The organism is Pseudomonas sp. 3296, assembly GCF_031456615.1.
Lineage (GTDB): Bacteria > Pseudomonadota > Gammaproteobacteria > Pseudomonadales > Pseudomonadaceae > Aquipseudomonas > Aquipseudomonas mucoides.
Genome location: NZ_JAVDUY010000002.1, coordinates 731529 through 757298 on the forward strand (window position 1 = coordinate 731529; position 25770 = coordinate 757298).

At 59.5% G+C, this 25770-nt stretch carries 23 protein-coding genes; 12 read left to right on the plus strand and 11 right to left on the minus strand.

Translation table 11 applies throughout. The annotated features are described in order from the left end of the window. Positions 1-28 precede the first annotated feature (28 nt). Positions 29-355, plus strand: a complete 327-nt coding sequence (locus J2X66_RS07800) for a DOPA 4,5-dioxygenase family protein (protein ID WP_310262927.1) — start codon at positions 29-31, stop codon at positions 353-355. Here J2X66_RS07800 and J2X66_RS07805 read toward each other — a convergent pair whose 3' ends face one another. After that, entirely contained in the window at positions 356-757 is a 402-nt protein-coding gene (locus tag J2X66_RS07805; protein WP_310262930.1) for a GFA family protein, read from the minus strand. It abuts the gene before it with no gap. 408 nt (positions 758-1165) lie between these two features. On the opposite strand from J2X66_RS07805, the gene J2X66_RS07810 reads away from it, so the two are divergent. From J2X66_RS07810 to J2X66_RS07850, 9 genes are all read left to right on the plus strand, one after another. Next, positions 1166-2473 (plus strand): CitMHS family transporter, encoded by a 1308-nt coding sequence (locus tag J2X66_RS07810; RefSeq protein ID WP_027926176.1) that lies wholly within the window; start codon positions 1166-1168, stop codon positions 2471-2473. 85 nt (positions 2474-2558) lie between these two features. Continuing rightward, a complete protein-coding gene (locus J2X66_RS07815) occupies positions 2559-3326 on the plus strand; it encodes a TerC family protein (RefSeq protein ID WP_027926175.1) in 768 nt (255 codons plus the stop codon). Between the two features lie 316 nt (positions 3327-3642). Then, entirely contained in the window at positions 3643-5301 is a 1659-nt protein-coding gene (locus tag J2X66_RS07820; protein WP_310262934.1) for a Na/Pi cotransporter family protein, read from the plus strand. A gap of 164 nt (positions 5302-5465) precedes the next feature. Next, positions 5466-6854, plus strand: coding sequence for an insulinase family protein (locus J2X66_RS07825; RefSeq protein WP_310262937.1), 1389 nt, complete (start codon positions 5466-5468; stop codon positions 6852-6854). A gap of 110 nt (positions 6855-6964) precedes the next feature. Next, the gene (locus J2X66_RS07830; protein ID WP_310262939.1) at positions 6965-7993 is read left to right on the plus strand and encodes a DUF5924 family protein; all 1029 of its coding nucleotides are present in this window, start codon (positions 6965-6967) and stop codon (positions 7991-7993) included. Between the two features lie 54 nt (positions 7994-8047). Beyond that, on the plus strand, positions 8048-9196 hold the full coding sequence (locus J2X66_RS07835) for an ABC transporter permease (RefSeq protein WP_310262942.1): 1149 nt from the start codon (positions 8048-8050) through the stop codon (positions 9194-9196). Beyond that, positions 9193-9996: an ABC transporter ATP-binding protein gene (locus tag J2X66_RS07840; RefSeq protein ID WP_310262945.1), complete on the plus strand. Its 804-nt coding sequence runs from the start codon at positions 9193-9195 to the stop codon at positions 9994-9996. Before J2X66_RS07835 ends, J2X66_RS07840 begins: the two co-directional genes overlap by 4 nt. Position 9997: 1 nt before the next feature. Then, positions 9998-10936 (plus strand): MlaD family protein, encoded by a 939-nt coding sequence (locus J2X66_RS07845; RefSeq protein ID WP_027926166.1) that lies wholly within the window; start codon positions 9998-10000, stop codon positions 10934-10936. Then, positions 10933-11559 carry an ABC-type transport auxiliary lipoprotein family protein gene (locus J2X66_RS07850; RefSeq protein ID WP_310262948.1) on the plus strand — a complete coding sequence of 209 codons (627 nt, stop codon included), beginning with the start codon at positions 10933-10935 and terminating at the stop codon, positions 11557-11559. Before J2X66_RS07845 ends, J2X66_RS07850 begins: the two co-directional genes overlap by 4 nt. A 33-nt stretch (positions 11560-11592) precedes the next feature. On the opposite strand, the gene J2X66_RS07855 is transcribed toward J2X66_RS07850, so the two are convergent. From J2X66_RS07855 to J2X66_RS07875, 5 genes are all read right to left on the minus strand, one after another. Continuing rightward, positions 11593-12822 (minus strand): nucleoside recognition domain-containing protein, encoded by a 1230-nt coding sequence (locus J2X66_RS07855; RefSeq protein ID WP_310262951.1) that lies wholly within the window; start codon positions 12820-12822, stop codon positions 11593-11595. Positions 12823-13013: 191 nt separating this feature from the next. After that, positions 13014-14345 (minus strand): glutamate/aspartate:proton symporter GltP, encoded by a 1332-nt coding sequence (gene gltP, locus J2X66_RS07860; RefSeq protein WP_027926163.1) that lies wholly within the window; start codon positions 14343-14345, stop codon positions 13014-13016. Positions 14346-15049: 704 nt separating this feature from the next. Continuing rightward, entirely contained in the window at positions 15050-15514 is a 465-nt protein-coding gene (locus tag J2X66_RS07865) for an inhibitor of vertebrate lysozyme family protein (RefSeq protein ID WP_310262954.1), read from the minus strand. A 2-nt stretch (positions 15515-15516) separates the two neighbouring features. Beyond that, positions 15517-15681 (minus strand): DUF1328 domain-containing protein, encoded by a 165-nt coding sequence (locus J2X66_RS07870; RefSeq protein ID WP_003177151.1) that lies wholly within the window; start codon positions 15679-15681, stop codon positions 15517-15519. 83 nt (positions 15682-15764) lie between these two features. Beyond that, positions 15765-16052: a hypothetical protein gene (locus J2X66_RS07875; protein ID WP_310262956.1), complete on the minus strand. Its 288-nt coding sequence runs from the start codon at positions 16050-16052 to the stop codon at positions 15765-15767. Between the two features lie 439 nt (positions 16053-16491). Between J2X66_RS07875 and algB the strand changes: the two genes are divergently transcribed. Together algB and J2X66_RS07885 are read left to right on the plus strand one after the other, a co-directional pair. After that, entirely contained in the window at positions 16492-17838 is a 1347-nt protein-coding gene (algB, locus tag J2X66_RS07880) for a sigma-54-dependent response regulator transcription factor AlgB (protein WP_123433277.1), read from the plus strand. A 10-nt stretch (positions 17839-17848) separates the two neighbouring features. Continuing rightward, positions 17849-19639 (plus strand): KinB sensor domain-containing domain, encoded by a 1791-nt coding sequence (locus tag J2X66_RS07885; RefSeq protein ID WP_310262958.1) that lies wholly within the window; start codon positions 17849-17851, stop codon positions 19637-19639. Positions 19640-19646: 7 nt separating this feature from the next. Here J2X66_RS07885 and J2X66_RS07890 read toward each other — a convergent pair whose 3' ends face one another. The 5 genes from J2X66_RS07890 to J2X66_RS07910 form a co-directional block, all read right to left on the minus strand. Beyond that, the gene (locus tag J2X66_RS07890) at positions 19647-21260 is read right to left on the minus strand and encodes an EAL domain-containing protein (RefSeq protein WP_310262960.1); all 1614 of its coding nucleotides are present in this window, start codon (positions 21258-21260) and stop codon (positions 19647-19649) included. Positions 21261-21335: 75 nt separating this feature from the next. After that, a complete protein-coding gene (locus J2X66_RS07895; RefSeq protein ID WP_310262961.1) occupies positions 21336-22115 on the minus strand; it encodes an N-acetylmuramoyl-L-alanine amidase in 780 nt (259 codons plus the stop codon). Between the two features lie 102 nt (positions 22116-22217). Continuing rightward, positions 22218-24230 carry a diguanylate cyclase gene (locus tag J2X66_RS07900; protein ID WP_310262963.1) on the minus strand — a complete coding sequence of 671 codons (2013 nt, stop codon included), beginning with the start codon at positions 24228-24230 and terminating at the stop codon, positions 22218-22220. Continuing rightward, positions 24227-25105, minus strand: coding sequence for an endonuclease/exonuclease/phosphatase family protein (locus J2X66_RS07905; RefSeq protein WP_310262965.1), 879 nt, complete (start codon positions 25103-25105; stop codon positions 24227-24229). The genes J2X66_RS07900 and J2X66_RS07905 overlap by 4 nt, the downstream gene beginning before the upstream one ends. A 13-nt stretch (positions 25106-25118) precedes the next feature. Then, the gene (locus J2X66_RS07910) at positions 25119-25760 is read right to left on the minus strand and encodes a thiol:disulfide interchange protein DsbA/DsbL (protein ID WP_310262967.1); all 642 of its coding nucleotides are present in this window, start codon (positions 25758-25760) and stop codon (positions 25119-25121) included. Positions 25761-25770: the final 10 nt, after the last annotated feature.

Here is a 25770-nt window from a genome sequence, read left to right on the forward strand (position 1 = left end):
GGTTCGACCGGGTTTCAGAGGGATTCAGATGCAGCAGATCAAGGGTTATCACGCCCATGTGTATTTCGACGCCAGCACCATCAATCAGGCTCGGACACTGTGCGAACAGGCGGCGCAGTTGTTCTCGCTAAAAATGGGCCGCGTACACGAACGCCCGGTCGGCCCGCACCCGGACTGGAGCTGCCAACTGGCGTTCGGGCCCGAACTCATTGGTGACGTGCTGCCGTGGCTGGCGCTCAATCGCAACGGGTTGGTGGTGTTCTTGCACCCGGACACCGGTAATGACTTGCTCGATCACACCGAGCACGCGATCTGGATGGGCGCGATCCGGCCCCTGGACTTGTCTATTTTTTGATCAGGTCGTTTCTTCTGCTTCGCCGGGCAAGTGTTCGTCCAGGTGCAGCCAGGGCAAGCGGCTGTCGGTCCATATATGCCGCTCGGCCGGTGCCAGCTCTGGATGGTCGAAGGTGGCGATGGTGACGTCGATGCTCTCGGGGCTGAGAGGGTTCATGAACGTCAGTTGCGCCCCACAGTTCGAGCAGAAATTGCGCACCCCGGTTGAAGAAGATTCGTACCGCGCGGGTGTTCCTTTCAGCCATTGAAAGGCTGAAGCGGGCACGGTGATCCAGGTGGTGACGATCCCGCCGCTGACCCGTCGGCAAATCGAACAATGACAGTGGGCGATGTCGTGCAACGGCCCGTTGAATTGATAGCGCAGATGTCCGCAGTGGCAGCCGCCGGTGTGAATGTTGGCCATGCTGTTTCCTCCTGTTGCCTATGTACTGACCCTTCGCGAGCAGACTTGCTCCCACGGTCAGGCTTCCGTGGCCACAGATTTATTGTGTGCGAGCCTGCTCGCGAAGGCCGCAACCCGGTCCATCTGCATAAACCGGTCCGACGACCGGTCGCCCATCCGCGCAATGCTTTTACCGGCGAAAGCTGGCTGAAAGCTTCCCCGATTAGGATCGCCCCCACTGCCGGCAACAGACCGGTTGGCCAATGAGTGTTTTATCGCTCGCACGGCCCATTTAACAACAACAATGGTGATCCTGATGTCCTTTGCTACCCGCCGCTTCGCTGTCACTCCGCCCGTACGCCTCGTGCTTCCCGTTCTGCGCTGATCCCAGCCCATTTCCCCTAGCCGCGCTACGCCTGGAGTATTCCCATGCTGACTTTCCTTGGCTTTGCCATGGTCATCACGTTCATGTTCCTGATCATGACCAAGCGCCTGTCCGCGCTGATCGCCTTGATCATCATCCCGATCGTCTTTGCCCTGTTCGGCGGTTTTGCGCCGAAGATCGGTCCGATGATGCTCGAAGGCATCACCAAGCTTGCGCCGACCGGCGTGATGCTGATGTTCGCCATTCTGTATTTCGCCCTGATGATCGACTCCGGCCTGTTTGACCCGGCCGTGCGCAAGATCCTCAAACTGGTCAAGGGCGACCCGCTGAAAGTTTCGGTCGGCACCGCCGTACTGGCGCTCGTCGTTTCCCTCGATGGGGACGGCGCGACCACTTATATGATCTGCGTGGCCGCCATGTTGCCGCTCTACAGCCGCATCGGCATGAGCCCGCGGATCATGGCCGGCCTGATCATCCTCGCCGGTGGCGTGATGAACATGACCCCGTGGGGTGGCCCTACCGCGCGTGCGGCCAGCGCCCTGCATGTGGACCCGTCGGATATTTTCGTTCCGATGATCCCCGCCATGCTGGCCGGTGTGGTGGCGATCCTGGCGATTGCTTACTTCTACGGTAAACGCGAGCGTGCGCGCCTGGGTGAGTTGCACCTGGCCGGCGATGAAATCGACCACAGTGAAATCAGCGTTTCGCAGTTCCCTGACGCCCGTCGTCCGAAGCTGATCTGGTTCAACGGTTTGCTGACCCTGGCCCTGATGTGCACCCTGATCGCCGGCCTGTTGCCGCTGCCGGTGCTGTTCATGGTGGCGTTCAGTATCGCGATGATCGTCAACTATCCTTGCCTGCAAATGCAGAAGGATCGCGTTGCGGCTCACGCCGGTAGCGTGTTGTCGGTAGTCGGCCTGATCTTCGCAGCCGGTATCTTCACCGGTATCCTGTCCGGCACCGGCATGGTCGACGCGATGTCCAAAAGCCTGCTGGGGGTCATCCCGGATTTCCTCGGGCCGTACCTGGCCGTGATCACTGCGCTGGTGAGCATGCCGTTTACGTTTTTCATGTCGAACGACGCATTTTATTACGGCGTGTTACCAGTGCTTGCCGAAGCAGCCAGTCATTACGGTATAACCGCAGTGGAAATGGCACGTGCCTCGATCGTCGGTCAGCCCGTCCACTTGCTGAGCCCGCTGGTACCATCGACCTATTTGTTGGTGGCCCTGGCCGGTATTGAATTCGGTGACCATCAGCGCTTTACCCTGAAATGGGCCGTGCTGGTGTGCATGTGCATACTGGTTGCCGCGTTGCTGATGGGGATTTTTCCGCTGTTCAGCACTCTATAAGCCCAAGACTTACCACAACGGGTCCCGGCTTCGCAGTTTGAAGCCTAGGCCCTTTGTGGTTTAACACTCGCTCAAAGGAATACACATGGAATGGCTGACCAACCCTGAAATCTGGGTTGCCTTCTTTACCCTGACCGCCCTGGAAATCGTCTTGGGTATCGATAACATCATCATGATTTCGATCCTGGTCAGCCGCATGCCCAAGCACATGCAGGCGCGCACCCGGATTTTCGGTCTGGCCCTGGCCATGATCACGCGGATCCTGTTGCTGCTGTCGATCACCTGGGTCATGCGCCTCACGGCCGACCTGTTCGAGGTGTTCGGCCAGGGTATTTCCGGGCGAGACCTGATCCTGTTCTTCGGTGGTCTGTTCCTGCTGTGGAAGAGCTCGCAAGAGATGTACCACGCGCTGGAAGGTGAAGACGAAACCAACGAAGAGCCGAGCGGCAAGGGCGGCAACTTCCTCTACACCATCATCCAGATCGCGATCATTGACATCGTGTTCTCGCTGGATTCGGTAATCACCGCCGTCGGCATGGTCTCCCATGTTCCGGTCATGGTCGCCGCGATCGTCGTGGCTGTGCTGGTGATGATGTGGGCGTCCGGCACCATCAGCGAGTTCATCGACAAGCACCCGTCGCTGAAGATGCTCGCGCTGTCGTTCCTGCTGATCGTCGGTACCGTGCTGATTGCCGAATCCCTGGACGTACACGTGCCAAAAGGCTACGTCTACTTCGCCATGGCGTTCTCGCTGGCGGTTGAAGCGATCAACATCAAGATGCGCACTGCCATCGCGAAAAAGAAGAAACAGCAAGATCCGGTGAAACTGCGCAAGGACATTCCGGGCCAATAACCCAAACGTCACCGCAATACCCTGTGGGAGCGAGCTTGCTCGCGATAGCGGTCTTTCAGTCAACAGCACTGTTGAATGTGAAGGCCCCATCGCGAACAAGCTCGCTCCCACATTTGTTTTGTGCAGCCCAAAAACTTCCTCTTTTTCCTCCATTCCCTAAAACTGTTTTCATGACAGTTTTGTTTCATTCGCGTCTTTAGCTGTGCAATGCTGGCGCCCAGACCGTTAGCCAACTACAGCTTAAGTACAGAACGTAGAAGAACGCGCGGTACCGTCAATTTGCCCCTCTGGGGCGCGACCACCACAGGGGGCCTTTATGCTCACCCTGCTCAATTTGTTATCGGCCGTGGCCTTGTTGATCTGGGGCACGCACATCGTCCGAACCGGCATTTTGCGGGTTTACGGTACCAATCTGCGCCATGTGATTGGCCAGAACATGTCCAAACGCTGGCTGGCGTTTATCGCCGGGATCGTCGTAACCGCTATGGTCCAGAGCAGTAACGCCACCGCCATGCTCGTCACTTCGTTTGTCGGGCAAGGCCTGATGGCGTTGACCCCGGCGCTGGTGACCATGTTGGGGGCCGACGTCGGTACGGCACTGATGGCGCGGGTGCTGACCCTGGACCTTTCCTGGCTGTCGCCGCTGCTGATTTTTGTCGGGGTGATTTTCTTCCTGTCGCGCAAACAAACCCGGCTCGGGCAGATGGGCCGCGTCGCCATTGGCCTTGGGTTGATCATTCTGGCGCTGCAACTGATCGTCGAATCGGCTGCGCCGATCACCCACGCAAAAGGGGTGAAGGTGATCTTTGCCTCGTTGACCGGCGACATTCTGGTCGACGCTTTGGTCGGCGCATTGTTCGCGATGATCTCCTACTCGAGCCTGGCCGCGGTGTTGCTGACGGCGACGCTGGCCGGCGCCAAGGTCATCAGTTTGCCCGTGGCCATCGGTCTGGTAATCGGCGCCAATATCGGCAGCGGCATTCTCGCGTTTCTCAGCACCAGCATGCAGAACTCCGCCGGGCGCCAAGTGGCGTTGGGCAGCCTGTTGTACAAACTGATTGGCCTGGTGTTGATCATCCCGGTGCTTAACCCATTGGTGCACTGGCTCGATGGTCTGGACTTCAGTCCTCAGGAAACGGTCATCGGCTTCCACCTGCTCTACAACACCGTCCGTTGCTTGATTCTGGTGCCGACTGTCGCAGGGATGGCCAGGCTATGCACCTGGCTGTTGCCAGAGCGGCCGGTCGTCAACGGAATGGCCAAACCCCGGCACCTCGACCCGACTGCGCTGGATACGCCGAGCCTGGCGCTGGCCAATGCGGCGCGGGAAACCCTGCGCATGGGCGATCTGATCGACAACATGCTCGAAGCGATGCTTGATGTGCTGCGCGGCAAGCAAACCGCCGTGACCCAGGAAATGCGCCGCCTGACCGATGATGTCGAAGCGCTCTACAGCGCGATCAAGCTCTACCTGGCACAAATGCCCCGCGAAGACCTCAGCGACCAGGACAGCCGGCGCTGGGCAGAAATCATTGAGTTGGCGATCAACCTCAAACTCGCCAGCGACCTGATCGAACGCATGTTGCGCAAGGTTCAGCAGCAGAAAACCTCGCAGCGCCGGTCTTTTTCCGAGGTGGGTCTGGAGGAATTGGCCGGGCTGCACAGTCAGCTAATCTCCAATCTGCGCTTGGGGCTGTCCGTATTCCTGAGTTCCGACAAGGAAAGTGCCCGTCAGTTGTTGCGGGAAAAACGTCGCTTTCGTGCACAGGAAAGGCGTTTGGCCCATGCCCATGTCAGCCGCTTGCAACGTAAGATTGTGCAAAGTATCGAGACCAGTTCGCTGCACCTGGAGCTGATCGCCGACATGAAACGTTTGAATTCGCTGTTTTGCAGCAGCGCGTATGTGGTGCTGGAAACGTCCGACACGGGGGCATTATCGGTCGACGATTTCGCGGACATCACGCATTCGCCTTGAACGTCTGGCAGTGTGATCAGTCAGTTACATGGGTTCTGGCTTAAAAGCATCGCGAGCAGGCTCGCTCCCACACTGGAGCTTCGGTGAAACTGTGGGAGCGAGCCTGTTCGCGATGGCTGCCGGAAAGCGACACGGATCTCCAATCAGCCGTATGGAAACCTGTTATGCGTTGTCTGTTGTTCGCCTGTTTGTTGCTCGGTTCACTTCCTTCGTTTGCCCTGGATCGTTTTCAGGTCGAGGGCTATACGCTGCCCAATGGCCTGCAATTGCTGCTCAAACCGGGCGCTGACCGCGGGCATGTGGCGATTCGCCTGGTGGTCGGTGTTGGTCTGGATGATTTCAATTGCGACGACAAAGAACTGCCCCATCTGCTCGAACACTTATTGTTCAGCGGCATCGACGCCACTGGCGAAGGGGGGCTGGAGGAGCGCATGCAGGCGCTGGGTGGTGAGTGGAACGCCTACACCAGCAACGCCGACACCACGTTCGTCATCGAAGCCCCGGCGAAAAACCAGCGCAAGGTCCTCGACCTGTTGCTGGCGCTGCTGACCCAGACCCGCATCGACGACAACGCCATTAGCGCCGCCAAGCAAGTGGTCGAGCGCGAGGATGGTGGCCATTACACTCATCTGCGACGTTGGCTGGATCGCCAGGACCTTGGCCACACGGCCAGTAACCAGCTGGCGGTGGAACTGGGCCTCAAGTGCCCACAGCGCGCTGAAGTCGATCACCTGACCCGTGAACAACTGGAGAAGGTGCGCAAGCTCTGGTACGCGCCTAACAACATGACGCTGATCATGGTGGGTGACCTCGACCGCTTGCTGCCGGCCTATCTGGAACGGGCCTGGGGTGAGCTTGTTGCGGTCGACCCGAGCGAACACTTGCCTCTGCCGGAAATTCGCTCCAGTGCCGCCCACGAGCGCACGCTGAGCAGTGGCTTCGTCGGCGATGGGGCCAAGTTGCACTGGCTGGTGCCGGAGCCGGTGCTGGAGGATGAGCACGATGAGACGTTCGACCTGCTCAAGGACTATCTGGACTGGGCGCTGTATCGCCAGATGCGTCTGGTCCATAGCTTGTCCTACGGCCCTTCGGCAGAACGCGAGTTGTTCGGCGGTGTAGGCTTTATGAGCCTGAACGCCGACCTTGAGCGCGATGATGTGCCTCAGGCTGAACGGGTCCTTGAGGAGCTGAAGGCGCAGCTGCTCAAGGACGGTCTCGACGCCGACACCTTCAACCGTCTCAAGCAGGCGGCCATCGCCCGTCAGGCCTGGGCCGTGCAAGGCAATAGCGCGCTGGCGGATTATTACTGGAGTGCCCTTGGCGACTATGAGGACGGGCGCTTCGCCGATCCGGCGAGGGAACTGCAAGGGGTGACGCTGGAGGAAGCGAACAAGGCGTTGCGTGAGTTGCTGCTGCAGCCCGGGTATCTGCGGATCGAGAAGCCGCTGATGGGTGATGACCAGTTGATGTGGGTGATTGCCGGGGTGTTGGGGTTGCTGGTGCTCGGCTTATTGGGCTGGCGCTTGTACAGAAGGACACCACCCACCGTGTAGCAGCTGCCGAGCGCAGCCTTCGGCAGCTGCTACAAGGGCGGGCCTCGCCATGGGGGCCCCCGGCGGGTAACCTGTCGAGGAAATTTCCTACGACGAATGTGAACCGCCGAATGCCGATCCTGACCCAATACGTCCAGCGCATCCTGGAATTGATGAAGCGCTATCCGGGGGTCATCGCGCTCGGTGGTTTCATCTCGGGTGTCGGCAGCTTCATCCTGGTGGATCGCCAACAAGGCCTGGCGACCTGGATCACCATCATCATGGTGCTCAGCTGGGTCTGGCTGATGCTGGAAAACAGCCTCACCCGGCTGTTCACCAAAATCTTCAAGCGCGAGATTCCCCAGCCGCTGCTGCGTTACGCCACGCAGATGATCCACCAGGAAAGCCTGTTCTTCGTCCTGCCGTTCTTTTTCATCACCACCACCTGGAACAGCGGCCAATTATTCTTCACCGGGCTGTTGAGCATCGCGGCGCTGATTTCCATCATCGACCCGCTCTACTACAAATGGCTGGCGCCCCGGCGCTGGGCGTTCCTGGCGCTGCATACCCTGACGCTGTTTGCGGCGTTGCTGACCGCCCTGCCCGTCATCATGCACCTCACCACGTCCCAGAGTTTCAAGCTGGCGCTGGGGATCTCCGTGCTGCTGTCGTTCCCGAGTCTGGCGTCGATCTTCCCGATCCGCACCGTGCGCAACGCTTTGGCGATCCTCAGTATCACCCTGGGCATCGGCGCCCTCGGTTGGGTCCTGCGTTCGTGGGTGCCGCCGGCGACCCTGTGGATGACCGACGTGGCAATCAGCACGCAAATGCAGGACCGCACCCCCGGTGAAAGCCTGGATGAAGTGACTGCCGAGCAGATTCGTGGCGGCGGGCTGTATGCCTACACCGCGATCAACGCCCCGCGTGGTCTGGATGAACGGATTTATCACGTGTGGCAGTTCAACGGCAAAGAGGTCGACCGCATCCCGCTGGATATCCATGGTGGACGCAAGGAAGGCTACCGCGCCTGGACCCACAAACAGAATTTCCCGGGTAACCCGGCGGGCAAATGGCAGGTCCGGGTGTTGACCGAAGACGGCCAGGTTATCGGCGTGCTGCGCTTCATCGTCACGGACAGCACACCGACCAAAGAAAAGTAATGCGGTTCGTGCTATTACGTAGCTCTGCGTATTAACCGAACAAGCACGGAGCTTATGAGCAGCAGCACAATGGCCGGTAATGCCCAATTGGACGCCTCTCACTCCCCTGCTCAACTGCGGGTTACGGGTGACTGGACGCTTGCCCATTACGCCGATCTCAAGACCTTGTGCGAAAAGCTTCGCGGCCAGTACGACGACGACACCCACATCGATCTGAACAGTCTGGGCGCCCTCGACACCGCCGGTGCCTCGCTGTTGGTCGAGCTGTTGGGGACCGAGCGCCTCGGCCGATCCGCCGAACACCCCGATTGCACGCTGACCACCGCCGATCGCGCCCTGTTGCAGACCATTTACCGCTCAATGACCGACTTCTGTGTGCCGATCAAGGAACCGGAAATCAGCGTCAGTATTCAATTGCTGACCCGCATTGGCCGCGCGGTGGACGCGGTCTGGCAGGACACCCTGCAACTGTTGGGCTTCGTCGGGCTGATTATCGAAACCATCGGCCGTGGTCTGTTTCAGCCCAAGCGCTGGCGCATCACGCCGATGGTCGCGCACATTGAACAAACCGGTCTCGACGCCGCGCCCATCGTCGCCCTGCTGACCTTCTTGGTGGGCGCGGTGGTGGCGTTTCTCGGGGCGACGGTGTTGGCCAGTTTCGGTGCCACGGTGTTCACCGTGGACCTGGTGGCCTTTTCCTTTCTGCGCGAGTTCGCGGTGTTGCTGACGGCGATCCTGATGGCCGGGCGCACCGCCAGCGCATTCACCGCGCAGATCGGCTCGATGAAGGCCAACGAAGAAATCGACGCCATCCGCACCTTGGGCCTCGACCCAATGGAATTGCTGGTGGTGCCGCGCGTCCTGGCCCTGCTGGTAGCGTTACCGATGCTGACTTTTCTGGCGATGCTCTCCGGGATTATTGGGGGTGGTGTGGTCTGTGCGGTGTCGCTGGATATTTCGCCGGCAATGTTCCTGTCGCTGCTGCAATCGGACATTGGTGTGCAGCATTTTCTGGTGGGGATCGTCAAAGCACCGATTTTCGCGTTTCTGATCGCCTCGATTGGCTGCCTCGAAGGTTTCAAAGTCAGCGGCAGCGCCGAGTCTGTCGGCGCGCATACCACGTCCAGCGTGGTCCAGTCGATTTTCGTGGTGATCGTGCTCGACGCCGTGGCCGCGCTGTTTTTCATGGAGATGGGCTGGTGAGTCGTTTACCCCGAGCGCCTTCCGAGGCGGTGATCGAAGTCCGTGGGCTGTGCAATCGCTTCGGCAGTCAAAGCGTGCATGAAAACCTCGACCTCGATTTGTACAAAGGTGAAATTCTCGCCGTGGTCGGCGGGTCTGGTAGCGGCAAGTCGGTGCTGTTGCGCAGCATTGTCGGCTTGCGTCGGCCCAATGAAGGGGATGTGAAGGTCTTCGGTAAAAACTTGCCGACCTTATCCGAGCAGGAGCGCTCGAAGGTTGAGCGGCGTTTCGGTGTGTTGTTCCAGCAAGGCGCCCTGTTCTCGTCGCTGACCGTGACTGAAAACGTCGCCCTGCCCTTGATCGAACACGCAGGCCTTAGTCGTGACGACGCCGAGCATTTGGCGGCGGTCAAACTGGCGCTGGCCGGGCTGCCACTGTCGGCTGCCGACAAGTACCCCGCTTCGCTGTCCGGCGGCATGATCAAGCGGGCGGCGCTGGCCCGTGCGCTGGCGCTGGACCCGGACATCCTGTTTCTCGACGAACCTACCGCCGGCCTCGACCCGATTGGCGCGGCGGCGTTCGATCAATTGATCCTGACCCTGCGCGATGCGCTGGGCCTGAGTGTTTTCCTGGTGACCCACGACCTCGACACGCTCTACACCATCACCGACCGGGTGGCGGTGCTGGCGCAGAAGAAAGTGCTGGTGGCGGATGCCATCGACAAGGTCTCGGAAACCGACGACGCGTGGATTCACGAATACTTCCATGGCCCTCGTGGCCGCGCGGCGCTGACGGCCGCTCAACAGTTGAACGAGGTCTGACATGGAAACCCGAGCCCATCATGTATTGATCGGCCTGTTCACCGTGATTGTGGTGGCGGGCGCCCTGCTCTTCGGCTTGTGGCTGGCCAAGTCCAGCGTCGACACCGAGTTCAAGGATTACGAAGTGGTCTTCAACGAGGCGGTCAGTGGCTTGTCCAAAGGCAGCTCGGTGCAGTACAGCGGGATCAAGGTCGGTGACGTGGTGACGCTTCGTCTAGACCCGAAAGACCCGCGCCGGGTGCTGGCGCGTATTCGCCTGGGCGGTGACACCCCGGTCAAGGAAGACACCCAGGCCAAACTGGCGCTGACGGGCGTCACCGGGACGTCGATCATCCAGCTCAGCGGCGGCACTCCGCAGAGCCCGGCGCTCAAGGGCAAGGACGGCAACCTGCCGACCATCGTCGCCTCGCCCTCGCCCATCGCGCGCCTGCTCAATGACAGCAATGACCTGATGTCGGGGGTAAACACGCTGATGCAAAACGCCAATCTGTTGTTCTCCACGGAAAACGTCGAGCGCATCAGCAACACGTTGGAGCACCTGGAGCAAACCACCGGGGCGATTGCCGATCAGCGCGGCGATATCCGTCAGGCGATGCAGCAACTGGCGTCGGTGGGCAAGCAGGCCAACAACATGCTGGAACAGACCACGGCGTTGATGCGCAATGCCAACGGCCTGCTCAATGACCATGGCAAGGACGCGTTGGGCAGCGCCGAGCAGGCAATGAAATCGCTGCAGCAGAGCACCGCGACGATCAACAAGTTGCTCGCCACCAATCAGGATTCGCTCAACAGCGGCATGCAGGGCCTCAATGGCCTGGCCCCGGCGGTGCGCGAGCTGCGTGAAACCCTGACCTCGTTGCGCGCCATTTCTCAACGCCTGGAGGAAAACCCCAGCGGTTACCTGCTGGGCAGTGACAAGAGCAAGGAATTCACGCCATGAAGCTGACTCGTATCGCCCTTCTCGCCGGCTTCACACTGATCAGTTCGTGCTCGATACTGCCCAAGCCAGAGCCCTTCGATGTCTATCGATTGCCGTCGGCCCAGAGCAACGCGTCGGCCAGTCATGGCTCCTCGCAACCCTGGTCGTTACGCCTGACCAAACTCCAGGCCAGCAACGCACTGGACGGCCCGAACATCGCGGTAATCCCCCAAGGCGATGTGATCAGCAGCTACAAGGGCTCGCGCTGGAGCGATCCGGCGCCGGTGTTGTTGCGCAATCGACTGTTGGACGGCTTTCAGCGTGATGGTCGGGTACAGCTGCTGAGCACCGATGACAGCATTTTCCAGGCGGATCTGGAGCTGGGCGGGCATTTACAGGCGTTTCAGACTGAGTATCAGGGCACAAACGCCACCGTGGTGGTGAGCCTGGATGCTTTGCTGGTGCGCGGTTATGACCAGCGCATCCTCGCCAGCCGCCGCTTCGAAGTGCGTCAGCCTCTGAGCGATGTGAAAGTCCCCGCAGTGGTCGCGGGGTTTGGTCAGGCGAGCGACCAGTTGACGGCGCAGGTGGTGAACTGGGCGGTTGAGCAAGGGCAGAAAGTCGAACTGCCCGCGAGACCTTAAACCCAACACGGACCCAATGTAGGGGGATCTCTGTTAGCCGAAGAACCAGTAGCACACCCCGATGGCGCCCAGTACGCCGGCCAGTTCTGCCAGCAACGCACACCCCACCGCATGCCGCGCGCGCTGGATGCCCACCGCACCAAAGTACACCGCCAACACATAAAACGTGGTTTCGGTGCTGCCCTGGACCGTGGCCGCCACCAACGCCGGGAAGCTGTCTACGCCGGACGTTTTCATGGTTTCGATCAGCATCGCCCGTGCGGCGCTGCCGGAGAACGGTTTGACCATCGCCGTCGGCAACGCGTCGACGAAGCGTGTGTCCCAACCGGCCCACTCCACCAGGTGCCGAATCCCGTCCAGACCAAAGTCCAGCGCGCCGGACGCCCGCAGCACACCCACCGCACAGAGCATCGCCACCAGGTACGGCAGCAGGTTCTTGGCCACGTCGAAGCCTTCTTTGGCGCCTTCGACGAACGCTTCGTAGACCTTAACTTTGCGCAGCGCGCCGATGATCATAAACAGCATGATCAGCCCGAACAGCGTCAGGTTGCCGAGGATCGACGACAGGCCGGCCAGCGCGGTGGCTGAGAGCGTCGCCAGCAGCGCCATGAAGCCACCGAGGGCGAGGGCACCGGGAATCAGGTACGCCAGCACCACCGGGTCCCAGATGCGCAGGCGCTGCATGAATGCGACCGACAGGAAGCCGACGATGGTCGAGCAACTGGTGGCGAGCAGGATCGGCAGGAATACCAGGGTCGGGTCCGGAGCGCCTTGCTGGGCGCGGTACATGAAGATTGTCACCGGCAGCAGGGTCAGGGAGGAGGCGTTGAGCACCAGGAACAGGATCTGCGCGTTGCTGGCCACGGTGGCGCTGGGGTTGAGCTCCTGCAGGGCTTTCATCGCCTTGAGGCCGATCGGTGTGGCGGCGTTGTCCAGGCCCAGACCGTTGGCGGCGAAGTTCAGGGTGATCAGGCCGATGGCCGGGTGGCCGGGCGGCACTTCCGGCATCAGGCGCAGGAACAGCGGGCCCAGGGCTTTGGCCAGCCATTCGACGATCCCGGCCTTCTCGGCGATCCGCAGAAAGCCCAGCCACAGGGTCAGGGTGCCGAACAGCAGGACCATGACTTCGACCGACAGCTTGGCCATGGCGAAAATACTCTCCACCATCGCCGCGAAGATCCCGGCATTGCCGCCGATCAGCCATTGCGCCAGTGCCGAAACGGCCGCCACGATGAAGAAGCCAAGCCACAGGCCATTAAGCATCAGTCAAATCCCCCGGAATATGCGGCGAATGATAGCGGGGTAGCCAGAAACGACAAACCCCGGATTTCTCCGGGGTTCGGTTCGGCTCTTCTTGTAGGAGCAAAGCTTGCTCGCGATGCGGGCGCCGCGGGCTATCAGCTATACCGGGTCATCGTTCATCGCAGGCAAGCCATGCTCCTACAGATTTTGCTTTAGTTCTTGGAAACTTCGCCAGCCGGGAGTTTTTCCTTGCTGCGCCAGTGCGGCAGGGAGTTCCAGTAGCGCTGGCCCTTGGCGTCGTCGTACATGCCTTCCCAACGCGAGATGACCAGCACGGCCAGCGCGTTACCAATCACGTTCAATGCGGTACGGGCCATGTCCATGATGCGGTCGACACCGGCGATGAATGCCAGGCCTTCCAACGGAATACCGACGCTGCCCAACGTAGCCAGCAGCACCACGAAAGAAACGCCCGGTACACCGGCGATGCCTTTTGAGGTGACCATCAGGGTCAGCACCAGCAGCAATTGCTGGCTGATCGACAGGTCGATGCCGTACAGCTGGGCAATGAAGATCGCCGCGATGCTCTGGTACAGGGTCGAACCGTCGAGGTTGAACGAGTAACCAGTCGGCACCACGAAGCTGCAAATGGCTTTCGGCGCGCCGTAGGCTTCCATCTTCTCGATCACGCGCGGCAGCACGGTTTCGGAAGATGCGGTGGAGTAGGCCAGCACCAGCTCATCCTTGAAGATGCGCATCAGCTTGATCACCGAGAAGCCGAACAGACGAGCGATCAGGCCCAGCACCACGAAGGCGAAGAAGGCGATGGCGAAGTACACCAGCACGACCAGTTTGGCCAGTGGCAGCAGGGAAGCGAAGCCGAAGTTGGCCACGGTCACCGCGATCAGTGCGAATACGCCGATCGGGGCGTAGTTCATGATCATGTGGGTGACTTTGAACATGCTTTCCGAGACGCCCTGGAACATCTTCACCAGCGGTTCGCGCAGGTCCGATTGCAGGCTCGACAGACCGAGGCCGAACAACACGGAGAAGAAGATGATCGGCAGCATCTCGCCGCGGGCCATGGCCGCGAAGATGTTCGAAGGGATCAGGTTGAGGATGGTTTCGATGAACGCGTGTTCATGCTGAACCTCGGCGGCGGTCGCCTGGTACTTGGAAATATCCACGGTACCCAGGGTGCTCATGTCGATGCCGGTGCCCGGATGGACCACGTTGGCCAACACCAGACCGACCAGAATGGCGATGGTGGTGACGATCTCGAAGTAGATGATGGTCTTCAGGCCGATGCGCCCGAGTTTCTTGGCGTCACCGACGCCAGCGATGCCGACGACCAGCGAAGAGATCACGATCGGGATCACGATCATCTTGATCAGACGGATAAAGATATCGCCTGCCGGTTGCAGGACATTGCTGATCCACCAGGCTTTTTCGGCACTGAAATGGTTGAGCAGCGCACCGATTGCAATCCCCAATACCAGACCGATGAGGATCTGCCAGGCGAGGCTAAGCTTTGCCTTCTTCATATCATTACCCTTACTTGCGTTTGACTCAGGCAGACGCAGTCACTGGTTCGCTTGTGGCGAAAAGTGCGTGCATCTGCCCCCGTATAAGGAGCCCCGGAGCGCTTGTTAGTGGCTCTCTGGCAGGCGAAAAAAGGCGCAACTATTCCGATGCAAGGAAGCGACGTCTAATGCCGTAAACGCCTACCCTATGCCGAATCGGCATGAGCTTTTCCAAATGAAACTGGCGTCCCAACCGGTTCGAATACGACATTTCGGCAGGTATAAGTGCCGTGAACCGGCCATTTCAGAGGAGGTTGGTTGTTTTTTTAGCGAGCGAACCCGGGCTAAATCTTGAGAAAAAACCTAGGTTTAGCTGCGGAAAATCGCAGTCATTTGCAGACGGCTTTCTCGATATACGGTCACGAAGAAACACCGTGAAATGTTTTTGCGGGGGATGTAGCGGAAGTGGCATAGGGGTAAATGAGCGATGCGCTCTGGAATACGGCTTTTCGCGAATGAAGCTCTCCGCAAATTCGTCGAGCCCTGATGGCCCGGCGAATTTGCGTCGCAGCTTTGCCTGACCCGGCCCTTGCGCAGGCACTCCCTGTACCCGTAGGTCACTCCGACCCTGTAACAGTCAGAACGTCCCGGCCCCATGGTCATGCGTCTACCTTCCTCGGGTAGCGCAGTAGAGAGAAGCAGGGTGCTTCTTTCATATGACAAATTCAGTACCAGTTCGGATCTTTTTTCAGCTGTTCCATCAACAGGTCCTGCATGCCCTGATCCGGTTTGCCGAGGAAGCGGTAGCTGGCATGTCGCGTGGGCGACTTGTCGGCCGGCAGTCCTGCGGGCACTTCGACCAGCATGGCGTAGGCATCTTCCTTGTCGAAACTGAAAGCCACGATCAGGCGCTCGTTCAGGCATGTGGGTTGTGATTCACACAGCGGCCCGACCAGATACTTGTGGTGATCTTCCTCAACAGCATTCATTTGCTCGGCATCGCCGGACAGGTTCATCACCCATTCCGGCAGGCGTTCTTCCTTCTTCACCACGCCTTGCCACGTTTCACGGTACTGCGGGTCGGTAGTGATTAACTCATTGGCCCGCATTTGGCCGTCATTGGCCGCCAGCGCCATGGCACTACCGCCCAGAAGCAGGGCGGCTGCCAGTGTCTTGTACAAAACGCTCATGTTCAGCCTCGGCCACGACGGCCAAAGAAGAAGGAAGCAATGAACATCACCAGGAACACGACAAAGAGAATCTTGGCGATACCCGTGGCGGTGCCCGCGATACCACCGAAGCCCAGTACTGCAGCGATGATGGCAATGATCAAGAAGGTGATTGCCCAGCTCAACATGGTGATTCTCCTTACGCTTCATTATTTAGAGGTGTCGCTTGTGGTGCTTGTCCCGGCGCAGACCGCACGCCAAGTTCGATTACTTAGAACACCCAGCGCTCCTGATGAGGTATCTCGTCCAGAGGCTGCGCCTGGTCAACGTCCATCATCCGCATCGGGGTGAGGTCGGCCTGACTGCTGCTGGCGGCGCTGAAGTGGGTTTGGGCTGCATGTTGAATCGATACGTGCGGCGCCTCTGGCTGCTGGCTCTGCTCCCAACGCATGAACTGTTGGCCGGCGATCAGCGTGATCAGCAAGGCCAGAACAGCAAACAAGCCTTGCTGGATATGCAGTGGCGAGATTCGCAGTTGGGCGGCACGGTAGCGATTCATCCTGAAGCTCCTCCCACTTTGGTGGTGATCTTGTTGGTGGGCATCGAGATAAATGCCCTGATTACTCAGACCATTGCAGCCTGCATGCCAGCTTTTTTCTGTGACTTAAATTCAACAAAATCAACAGGTTAATAAGTTTATGAAAATCATTTGCGACGCATCTTGCACGATGACCCCTCCAGGGTCGTGCGAAATGCACGATAGATTCGCAGGCACTTTGAATATTTTTGAATTGCACGACGGGCGTAGATGTCAGAAAGGGAGGCGGGTAACCGCCAAAAATGCGGTGTTTTGATAAAAAATCAGGAAAATCAGCGAATTAGGCAGACAGGCCTTAGATAGCTACCCTGCCGGTGCTGGAATGGATCAGAATCGACCATGCAACTTGCCCGATTTATCCGGGACTAACCAAGATCAATCATTAAAGGAGCGCAGGAACATGGAATCAGCCACGGTGCATCAAGGCCGCATTCTGTTGGTAGACGATGAGTCCGCTATCCTGCGAACCTTCCGCTATTGCCTCGAAGACGAGGGCTATAGCGTCTCTACCGCGAACAGCGCCGCTCAGGCTGATGCCTTGTTGCAGCGTCAGGTGTTCGACCTCTGCTTCCTGGATCTGCGCCTGGGTGAGGACAATGGCCTGGATGTGCTGGCGCAGATGCGTATTCAGGCGCCGTGGATGCGTGTGGTGATCGTCACTGCGCACTCGGCCGTGGACACTGCGGTCGATGCGATTCAGGCGGGCGCCGCCGATTACCTGGTCAAACCCTGCAGCCCTGATCAATTGCGTCTGGCCACCGCCAAGCAACTGGAAGTGCGGCAACTGTCCGCCCGCCTGGAAGCCCTTGAAGGTGAAGTGCGTAAACCCAAGGATGGCCTGGACTCCCACAGCCCGGCGATGAAAGTGGTGCTCGAAACCGCCCGCCAGGTGGCCGGGACCGATGCCAACATTCTGATCCTGGGTGAGTCCGGCACCGGTAAAGGTGAGCTGTCCCAGGCGATTCACGGCTGGAGCAAGCGTCAGAAGAAGTCCTGCGTCACGATCAACTGCCCGTCCCTGACCGCCGAACTCATGGAAAGCGAACTGTTCGGTCACAGCCGTGGGGCCTTTACCGGTGCCAGCGAAAGTACATTGGGGCGGGTCAACCAGGCTGACGGCGGCACGCTGTTTCTTGACGAGATCGGCGATTTTCCACTGACTTTGCAACCCAAGTTGCTGCGATTTATTCAAGACAAGGAATACGAGCGGGTAGGTGACCCGGTGACTCGCCGCGCCGATGTACGCATTCTTGCGGCGACCAACCTGAACCTTGAAGACATGGTGCGCGACGGTCGCTTCCGCGAGGACTTGCTCTATCGCCTGAACGTCATCACGTTGCACCTGCCGCCACTGCGTGAACGCCGTGAAGACATCCTGAACCTGGCCGACCGTTTCCTCGCTCGCTTCGTCAAGGAGTACGCGCGCCCCGCCCGGGCCTTCAGCGATGAGGCTCGCGAAGCGCTGCTGGGTTATCGCTGGCCCGGCAATATTCGCGAACTGCGTAACGTGGTGGAGCGGGCGAGCATTATCTGTCCCCAGGAGCGCGTTGAGATCAGCCATTTGGGCATGGCCGAAACCCCGATCAACAACGCGCCGCGCATTGGCGCGGCGTTGAGCCTGGATGAACTGGAAAAAGCCCACATCGGTGCTGTACTCGCCACGGCGGATACACTGGATCAAGCGGCCAAGACCCTGGGCATTGATGCCTCGACCCTGTACCGCAAACGCAAGCAATACAACTTGTGAGCTGCCACCAATGAAATTGGCGATGAAGCTGCGTACTCGGCTGTTCCTGAGTATTTCTGCACTGATCACCGTGGCACTGCTCGGGCTCATGCTCGGGCTGGTCAGCGTGATGCAGATGGCCGGTTCCCAGGAAGCGCTCGTTCACAACAACTTCGTCACGCTCGACCTTGGATTGAAATTACGCCAGACCCTCGGCGATCAATTGATGATCATGGTCAACGAAAAGCCTGATCCCGCCGGGTTCGAGGCGTCCAGGCAGCACTACCTGCAGTTGCTCGATGAAGGTATTGCCCTTGAGCAATCCGGCAATGGCGGTCAGTACGGGTTCAAACAGGCCAAGGTTGATTATCTGGAGTTTGTTCAGGCCTATGGCCAGGCCGCTGAGCCCTCCAAGGTACTGAGTGGCAACGAAGCCCTTACCGAAAAATTCAACACCGTGCGCAACGGTCTTCTCGCAGAGCATAAGCGGGCGCTGGATGACATTACTAGCACCGAGCGCCAGTCGCGGGAGCGCGCGTTGCTGGTGGCGGGCTTGCTTGGATTGGTGGGTTTGGCGGTGCTGATCATCGGGTTCGTGACGGCCCACGCAATCGCCCGGCGTTTTGGCGGACCGATCGAAGCCTTGGCCCAGGCTGCCGATCATATTGGCCAGGGCAATTTCGAGGTGACTCTGCCGGTGTCATCTGCCGAGGAATTGAACCTGCTGACCAAGCGCTTCGGGATCATGGCCGAGGCATTGCGTGAACATCAGGCCACCAACATCGATGAGCTGCTCGCCGGTCAACAACGCCTGCAAGCCGTGCTCGACAGCATCGACGACGGTTTGTTGATGATCGATCGCGACGGTCATCTCGAGCACCTCAATCCAGTGGCTCAGCGCCAGTTGGGTTGGGACACCGATCGCCTTGGTCAAGGGCTGGGCGAGGCCCTTGAACGTCCCGAGCTGGATGAACAGCTGCAACTGGTGCTGCGCGGCGGCACGCTGGAGCGTGCGCCGGAAGACCTGAGTATCGAGGTCGATGGTGAATCGAGGTTGCTGACTTACAGCCTGACGCCGGTCAGCCATACCCAAGGGCACATTCTTGGCGCGGTCATGGTGTTGCATGATGTCACCGAACAGCGGGCGTTCGAACGGGTGCGCAGTGAGTTTGTCTTGCGCGCTTCCCATGAATTACGAACGCCGGTGACCGGTATGCACATGGCGTTCGGTCTGTTTCGCGAGCGGGCGAAGTTTCCAGCGGATTCGCGCGAAGCCGACCTGCTGGATACGGTCAATGAAGAAATGCAGCGCCTGATGCAGTTGATCAACGACCTGCTGAACTTCTCTCGCTACCAGAACGGTTTGCAGAAACTGACCCTGGCCCCATGCTCCATCGAGGAACTGTTGGCGCAGGCCCGCGCCCGCTTTGCCGAGTCGGCGACCGAGCGGGGCATCGAATTGCGCATAGAGGTGCAAGGGCCGTTGCCCCGATTGCAGGCCGATCAACCGCAGTTGGACCGGGTGCTCGACAACTTGATCGACAATGCTTTGCGCCATACCGCACGGGAAGGCCTGATCCGGTTGCAGGCCCGACGTCATGGTGAGCGGGTGATTATCAGTGTCGAGGACAACGGCGAAGGCATTGCCTATGGCCAGCAAGGGCGAATCTTCGAGCCCTTTGTGCAGGTCGGCCGCAAGAAGGGCGGTGCCGGGCTTGGTCTGGCGCTGTGCAAGGAAATCGTGCAGCTGCACGGCGGGCGGATGGGCGTTTATTCGCGACCGGGGCAGGGTACGCAGTTCTACATGGCGCTGGCGGTGTAAGGCGCTCTCACGCCTCGTCATTCAGGCGCCGGCCCTTCATTCGACGGCCACGGGTAATCAGTTCGATGAACTGCACGGAGCTCAAGGCGTGGGCGAACAGCCAGCCCTGACCGAATTTCACCCCTTCGCTGCTTAGAAACGCTGCCTGGGCTTCATGCTCGATGCCTTCGGCAATTACTTTGAGTTGCAGCGCCTGTGCCATGTGAATGATGTGCGGTGCCACGCCGCTGCTGGCGGCGTCATGGCCCAGTGCGTCGATAAACGCCTTGTCGATTTTCAGGCAGTCCACCGGCAGGGTTTGCAGATAGGCGAGGCTGCAATAGCCGGTGCCAAAGTCATCGATCAGCACTTGATGCCCGACATCGCGCAACGCTTGCAGGTTTTCCCTGGCCACCACCACATCGATCAATCCCCGCTCGGTCACTTCAAAAGCAATCTGTTTGGCCGCGACGCGGTGCAGCGTCAGCAGGCGGGCCATCACCTGGCCGATACGCGGCACCATCACATCGCACGCTGCCAGGTTGACCGAGATGTACAGCTGCGGGTTGGCGCGCAGCAGTTGTCCCAATTGTTCGAGCAGGCGCTGCAGGACGAAGTCAGTCATCTGCCGGATCTGGCCGGTATTTTCCGCCATCGGAATAAACAGGTCGGGGCTGGTCAGCGTGCCATCGGGCCTACGCCAGCGCAGCAACGCTTCAGCACCCACACAATTGCGGCTGTCGAGATCGAAGATCGGTTGATACAACACCTGCAGCTCACCCCGGCGTATGGCGCCATGCAATTCGGCATCCAGCGACTGACGCTGGCGAACCAGCAGAAACACCAGGAAGCCGACAATGATCCCGAGTACCAGGCTGGCCGGAAGCAACCACCACCACACTGCCGGCACGTGGATGCCTGTGCGTGGCGTGATCAACACCAGTTGGTATTCAGGGTTGTTGGTCGGCATGCGGTAGATCAAACGGGTTTGCGTGACTTGAAGTGCGTCGCGGCTTTTGGGCGCCCAGGATTCCGTCGGTGGCCAGACCTGAGCAGCACCCAATACGGGAATGGCCCGAGTGCCGTGGTCCAGCACCACCAGCAGGCTGCTGCCGGGCGACAGGTCGACCATGTCCGTCAAATGCCCGCGAGACGTCGCCACCCGAAAGTTGCCTCTGCCGAGCATCAGCGCGGCACGGTTTTCATCGGGTTCGGTGGTGGTGTTCAGCCAGTAGCTGTAGGTGGGGCCCCGGATGTCGGGAGGGCGCAGCAGCGAAAGCCCTTCCTGGCGAGGACGGTTGGAGCACAGGCGAGATGCATCGATGTAGGCCGCCTCGTAAACGAAGCGGTAGTTGAAGCTGACCTGTTGCAAGGTGGCGATCATTTCAGCATCGCAGCCTCGAAGCGGCTGGGCTTCCAGGTCATCGAGACTTTCGCGCAGTTGCCCGAACAATTGCTCCAGGCGGGCAAGGAAGCGCTCGCCCTGAGCATTCATCTCTTCGCTTTCGTTCTGTTCAACCTGATGCATTGCGACGAACAGGCTGCCGGCCATCAAGATCGTTGCGCTGAGGGCAGCAGCCAGTGTCGCCAGAAACCAAGGGCGATAGAACCAGCTACGGAGTGTCTCTCGTGCGGCAGCCATTATTGATATCCGAAGAATTACCAATGAGTTATAGCTGCTGATTGGGAAAAAGCTCTTACCTTCGGACGGGCGTCATTATTTTGTCTGATTCAGGACCTGCAGGATCGCAGCGGATTCGGCGTCAGGCGTGCCGTCGAAGCGGGAAGGGCGGAAATGCATCTGAAAAGCCGCCAACACATGACGCGTCGCTACGTCCAGTTCACCGGTTTGTGGTGTGGCATAACCCAGCCTGGCCAGTTGCCCCTGAAACCAGCTGATGCTTGGCAGTTGTATCGCGAACTGGGCTTGCTGGCGCGTGACGGCCTGCTCGTTGGGCCAGACACCCAGGCCTTCGGCAGCCAGGCGTTTCCAGGGGAACAGCGGACCGGGATCAAGTTTGCGCAGCGGCGCGATATCGCTATGGCCAATGATGGCGTGGGGATTGATGTTGTAACGCTTGCTGATGTCCTTGAGCAGGACGATCAACGATTTGATCTGGTCTTCGCTGTAGGGATACCAGAGGCGCCCGGTGGGGGTGTCTTTGAAGCCCGGGTTGACGATCTCGATACCGATGGAGCTGGAGTTCAGCCAGGTCCGGCCTTGCCATTCGCTTTCGCCCGCGTGCCAGGCGCGAAAATTCTCGTCCATCAGCTTATAGATAGTGGCGCCCTTGTCGTCGCCGATCAGGTAGTGACTGCTGACTTCGCCGTGGGTCAGCAGTTGCAGCGAGCGCTCCAGCGAGGCATTGGTGTAATGCACCACCACGAACTGGATGCGGCTGTCGTAGTTGGCCGAAGAGTGGCTGGTGTCGATACGCGGGCCACTGGAACAAGCGGCCAACAGCAGCAGCGACACAATGAGAGCGAGATATTTCATGGCAGTAGACGTACACACAAGACAGTAATGCAACAGTGTAACGTACTGCCTTGCGTGCCGATGGCAAAAGCCCGGTTTTAAACAAAATGGAACAATTGGCCGTCAGCCAGCCTCCACCCGATTACGCCCGGCATTTTTGGCGCGGTACAGTGCTTGATCGGCTCTTTTCAGCGCCACATCGCTATGTTCGCCGGGCTTTAGCGTCGTCAGGCCCATGGAAATAGTGATGGTGACCCGTTCACCTTTGAAGTGGAAAGGGCAGGCTTCGATCGCGGCGCGCAAGGTTTCCAGCAGCTTTGCACCGACTGCCGGCGCTGTGCCGGGCATCAGGAGTACAAATTCCTCACCGCCAAATCGTGCAATGAAATCCGTCCCGCGCAGGCGCTTGCGCAACACGTTGGCGATGATCTTCAGCACCTTGTCGCCTGCCAGGTGGCCGTAGTTGTCGTTGATGCTTTTGAAGTGATCGAGATCCAGCATGGCCAGCATCAGAGTATTGCCGTGCCGCTGCCATTGACCGATTTCGTGATCCAGGCGTTCGCTCCAGGCGGCGCGATTGGGCAGGCCGGTGAGCGGATCGATCAGGGCTTTCTGGCGTTGTTCTTCAAGGTGCTCACGATAGCCTTGCGCTTCTTGCTCCATGTGCGCCACCCGTTCAGCCAGGCTGTGCAGCCGCGTCGCCACTTCCTGTTCGCGCTCGTCGCGCTGCTTCTGGTGGCGATCCATGGTGCCGAGCAGGCCTTCAAGATGGTTTTCCAGGACCCGTTTCAGGTCGTCCAGGTCTGCCGCTTCCTGCATGCTGCTGTGCAAGCCGTCGACTTGTTCGCGGATTTGCGTGTCCATCTGGCGCGCCGCAGAACGGTTGTCGGCGTGACCTTCGCTGGCCGCCTGCAAATTACTTTGGAAAGACTCCAGGCGTTCATTGAGTCGCTGTAAATAGACTTCGAACTCGTGCTGGCCGCTGTCGTTGATCGCTAGCATCAACGTTGCCAGATCGTCGAGGATCGGGATCAGTTCGTACCAATTCAGACCATGTTGAAGGCGATCGCGCATCGCTTCGGCTTGCGGACGGTAGCGTTCCGGCAACGTCAGGTCGTCGAGCAGTCCCAGCAGGGTGTCTTCGATGTGCTTGGCGACGGAGCTATAGGACGGCTCCGGTGAGTCGGGCAAGGCGTAGAAGATGTCCTCGTGTTCGGTTTGTTCCAGATCGTCACTCGTCAATGCCCGGGTCAGTTCATCGGGATTGATGGCCGGTTGAACCTGAATGGCTGGCGCTGGAAGGGAAAGGGCGGGCTTTTCCAGCCGTTCACTGTTCGAGGGTGTTGGCGATTCAGGAGCGGGTGCGATGTCGGGCTGAAGAGCAGGGGGGACAAACGCGACCACCTCCGCAGCGGGCTCCGGTGCGTGAGTCTCTTGAGGCTCCGGGGTTGTCACCGTGGGGTGGACGCTGTGCGCCGCTGGCGATGCGACTGGCGGCAAGTCCTCCTCATCGGCGTCATCGGCGTGCGCCATCTCCACAACCCGCTCCTCAGCCTGCACAGCCTGTGCTTGAACGGCAGGAGCGACGATTTGCGGCACTTCTTCATCCGCTTCGTGGCTACCGAACAATCTCTGCAGAAAACCGGGACGGTCAGGTTCGGCGGGGTTCTCCAATTGCCTCAAGGCTTTGCCTTGCAGGCCACTCAATTCGCTGAGCAGTAGCGGCATCTCGCGGGCCTGACTGACTCGTCCATCGAGCTTTTTGGCAAAGCTCTTGAGCGGTCGGCTGACTTCCCGAGGCAGCGGCAGCGATTGCAGTTGCGCGACCAGCGCGGTCAGTGCGGCGCTGGTCTGGTTGGCTCGGGTTTCCCGGCGCTGCTCGGAATCGAGCACGGCTTTTTCGAGTCGCGGCAGCAGTGCGGCCAAGCCGGCGTCCATGTCATCGGTGCGCACGACTTCGCGCATCTCTTTCATGCATTGGTCGACAGCGCGGTCAGTGCCCTCCGCCGCCAGCGTGCTGCGCACCAGCCCACGGCGCAGCAGGTCGAGCCGGGCATCCCAGCGACGCTCAAGCTTTTCCTGTTGTTCGATACTTTTGAGGTATTTCTCTTTCCAGCGCTGTGTTTCGTCGCTCATTCATGGGATCCGCGAAGGGCAGGACTCAACGCGGGCAATGCATCAGCCGTGAGCGAACCCGGCAGACGAATCTCTACCGCGACCGGCAGGTGATCGGAAATGGGCTGTGCCAGCACTTCGACCTTTTCAAGGGTCAGGGTGGGGCTCAGTAGAATATGGTCCAGGCAGCGCTGCGGGCGCCAGCTAGGGAACGTCGCTTCCAGTTGCGGCGCGAGCAGGCCGAGGTCACGCAACGGAGAGTTTTGCAGCAGGTCACTGGCATGGGTATTCATGTCGCCCATCAGCACCTGGTGTTTATAGCCGCCGATCAACTCGCGGATGTAGGCCAGTTGCAGGCTGCGCACGCGAGCGCCCAGCGCCAGGTGCATCATGACGACGACCAGCGCCTCCGGACCTTCGCCAAAGCGCACCAGAATCGCCCCGCGACCCTTGGGCCCCGGTAGCGGGTGATCTTCAATCGCCCACGGGCGCAGGCGGCTGAGCACACCATTGCTGTGCTGGCCGAGTCGTCCGAGATTGCGATTGAGTTGTTGATACCAGTAGGGGAATGCGCCGAGCTGGGCCAGGTGTTCGACTTGATTGACGTAGCCTGAGCGCAGGCTGCCGCCATCGGCTTCTTGCAGGGCGACCAGGTCGAAGTCGCCCAGCAGGTTGCCGATTTTTTGCAGATTGTCGGCACGCCCGGTGTGCGGCAACAGGTGTTGCCAGCCCCGGGTCAGGTAGTGCCGATAGCGCTCGGTACTGATGCCGACCTGAATATTAAAACTGAGCAAGCGCAGACGACTGTCTGCGGGCAGGCCCGTGGATTCCAGGTGATGTTCGTTGACCTGTGGATCATGCAGGCCAACAACGCGTTCAGTTCCCCAGCGGCGCATGGCAGTGCTTCGCTTAGTTGGCGGCAGCCTTGTTAGCCGCTCGCTCTTTGTCGACCAGTTTATCGGCCAGTTGCAGGGCTTGTTCGGCACCACCGGCCGAGCCTACATCGAAGCGATACTTGCCGTTGACGATCATGGTTGGAACACCCGAGATTTCATACTTCTTGGCCAGTTCGCGAGCCTTGGTCATCTGACCTTTGATGGCGAAGGAGTCGAAGGTGGCGAGGAATTTGTCTTTGTCGACGCCTTGGGTCGCCAGGAAGTCAGCCATTTCGTTCTTGTCGGTCAGTTTCTTGTGTTCCTTCTGGATGGCGTTGAACACCGCAGCGTGCACGTCATGCTCGACACCCATGCTTTGCAGGGTCAGGAACATTTGCCCGTGGGCGTCCCAAGGGCCGCCGAACAGGGCCGGGATACGCACGAAATTAACGTCGGAAGGCAGCTTTTCAACCCAAGGATTGATCACCGGCTCAAATGCGTAGCAGTGCGGGCAGCCGTACCAGAACAGCTCCACCACTTCGATCTTGCCAGGTACAGCCACCGGAACAGCGTTAGTCAGTTCGACGTAAGGCGTGGCGGGTGCTTCGGCGGCTTGGGCGGTCATGCCGAACAGGCTGGCAGCGACGAGTGCGGCGCTGATGATCAGATTACGCATGCTTTACTCC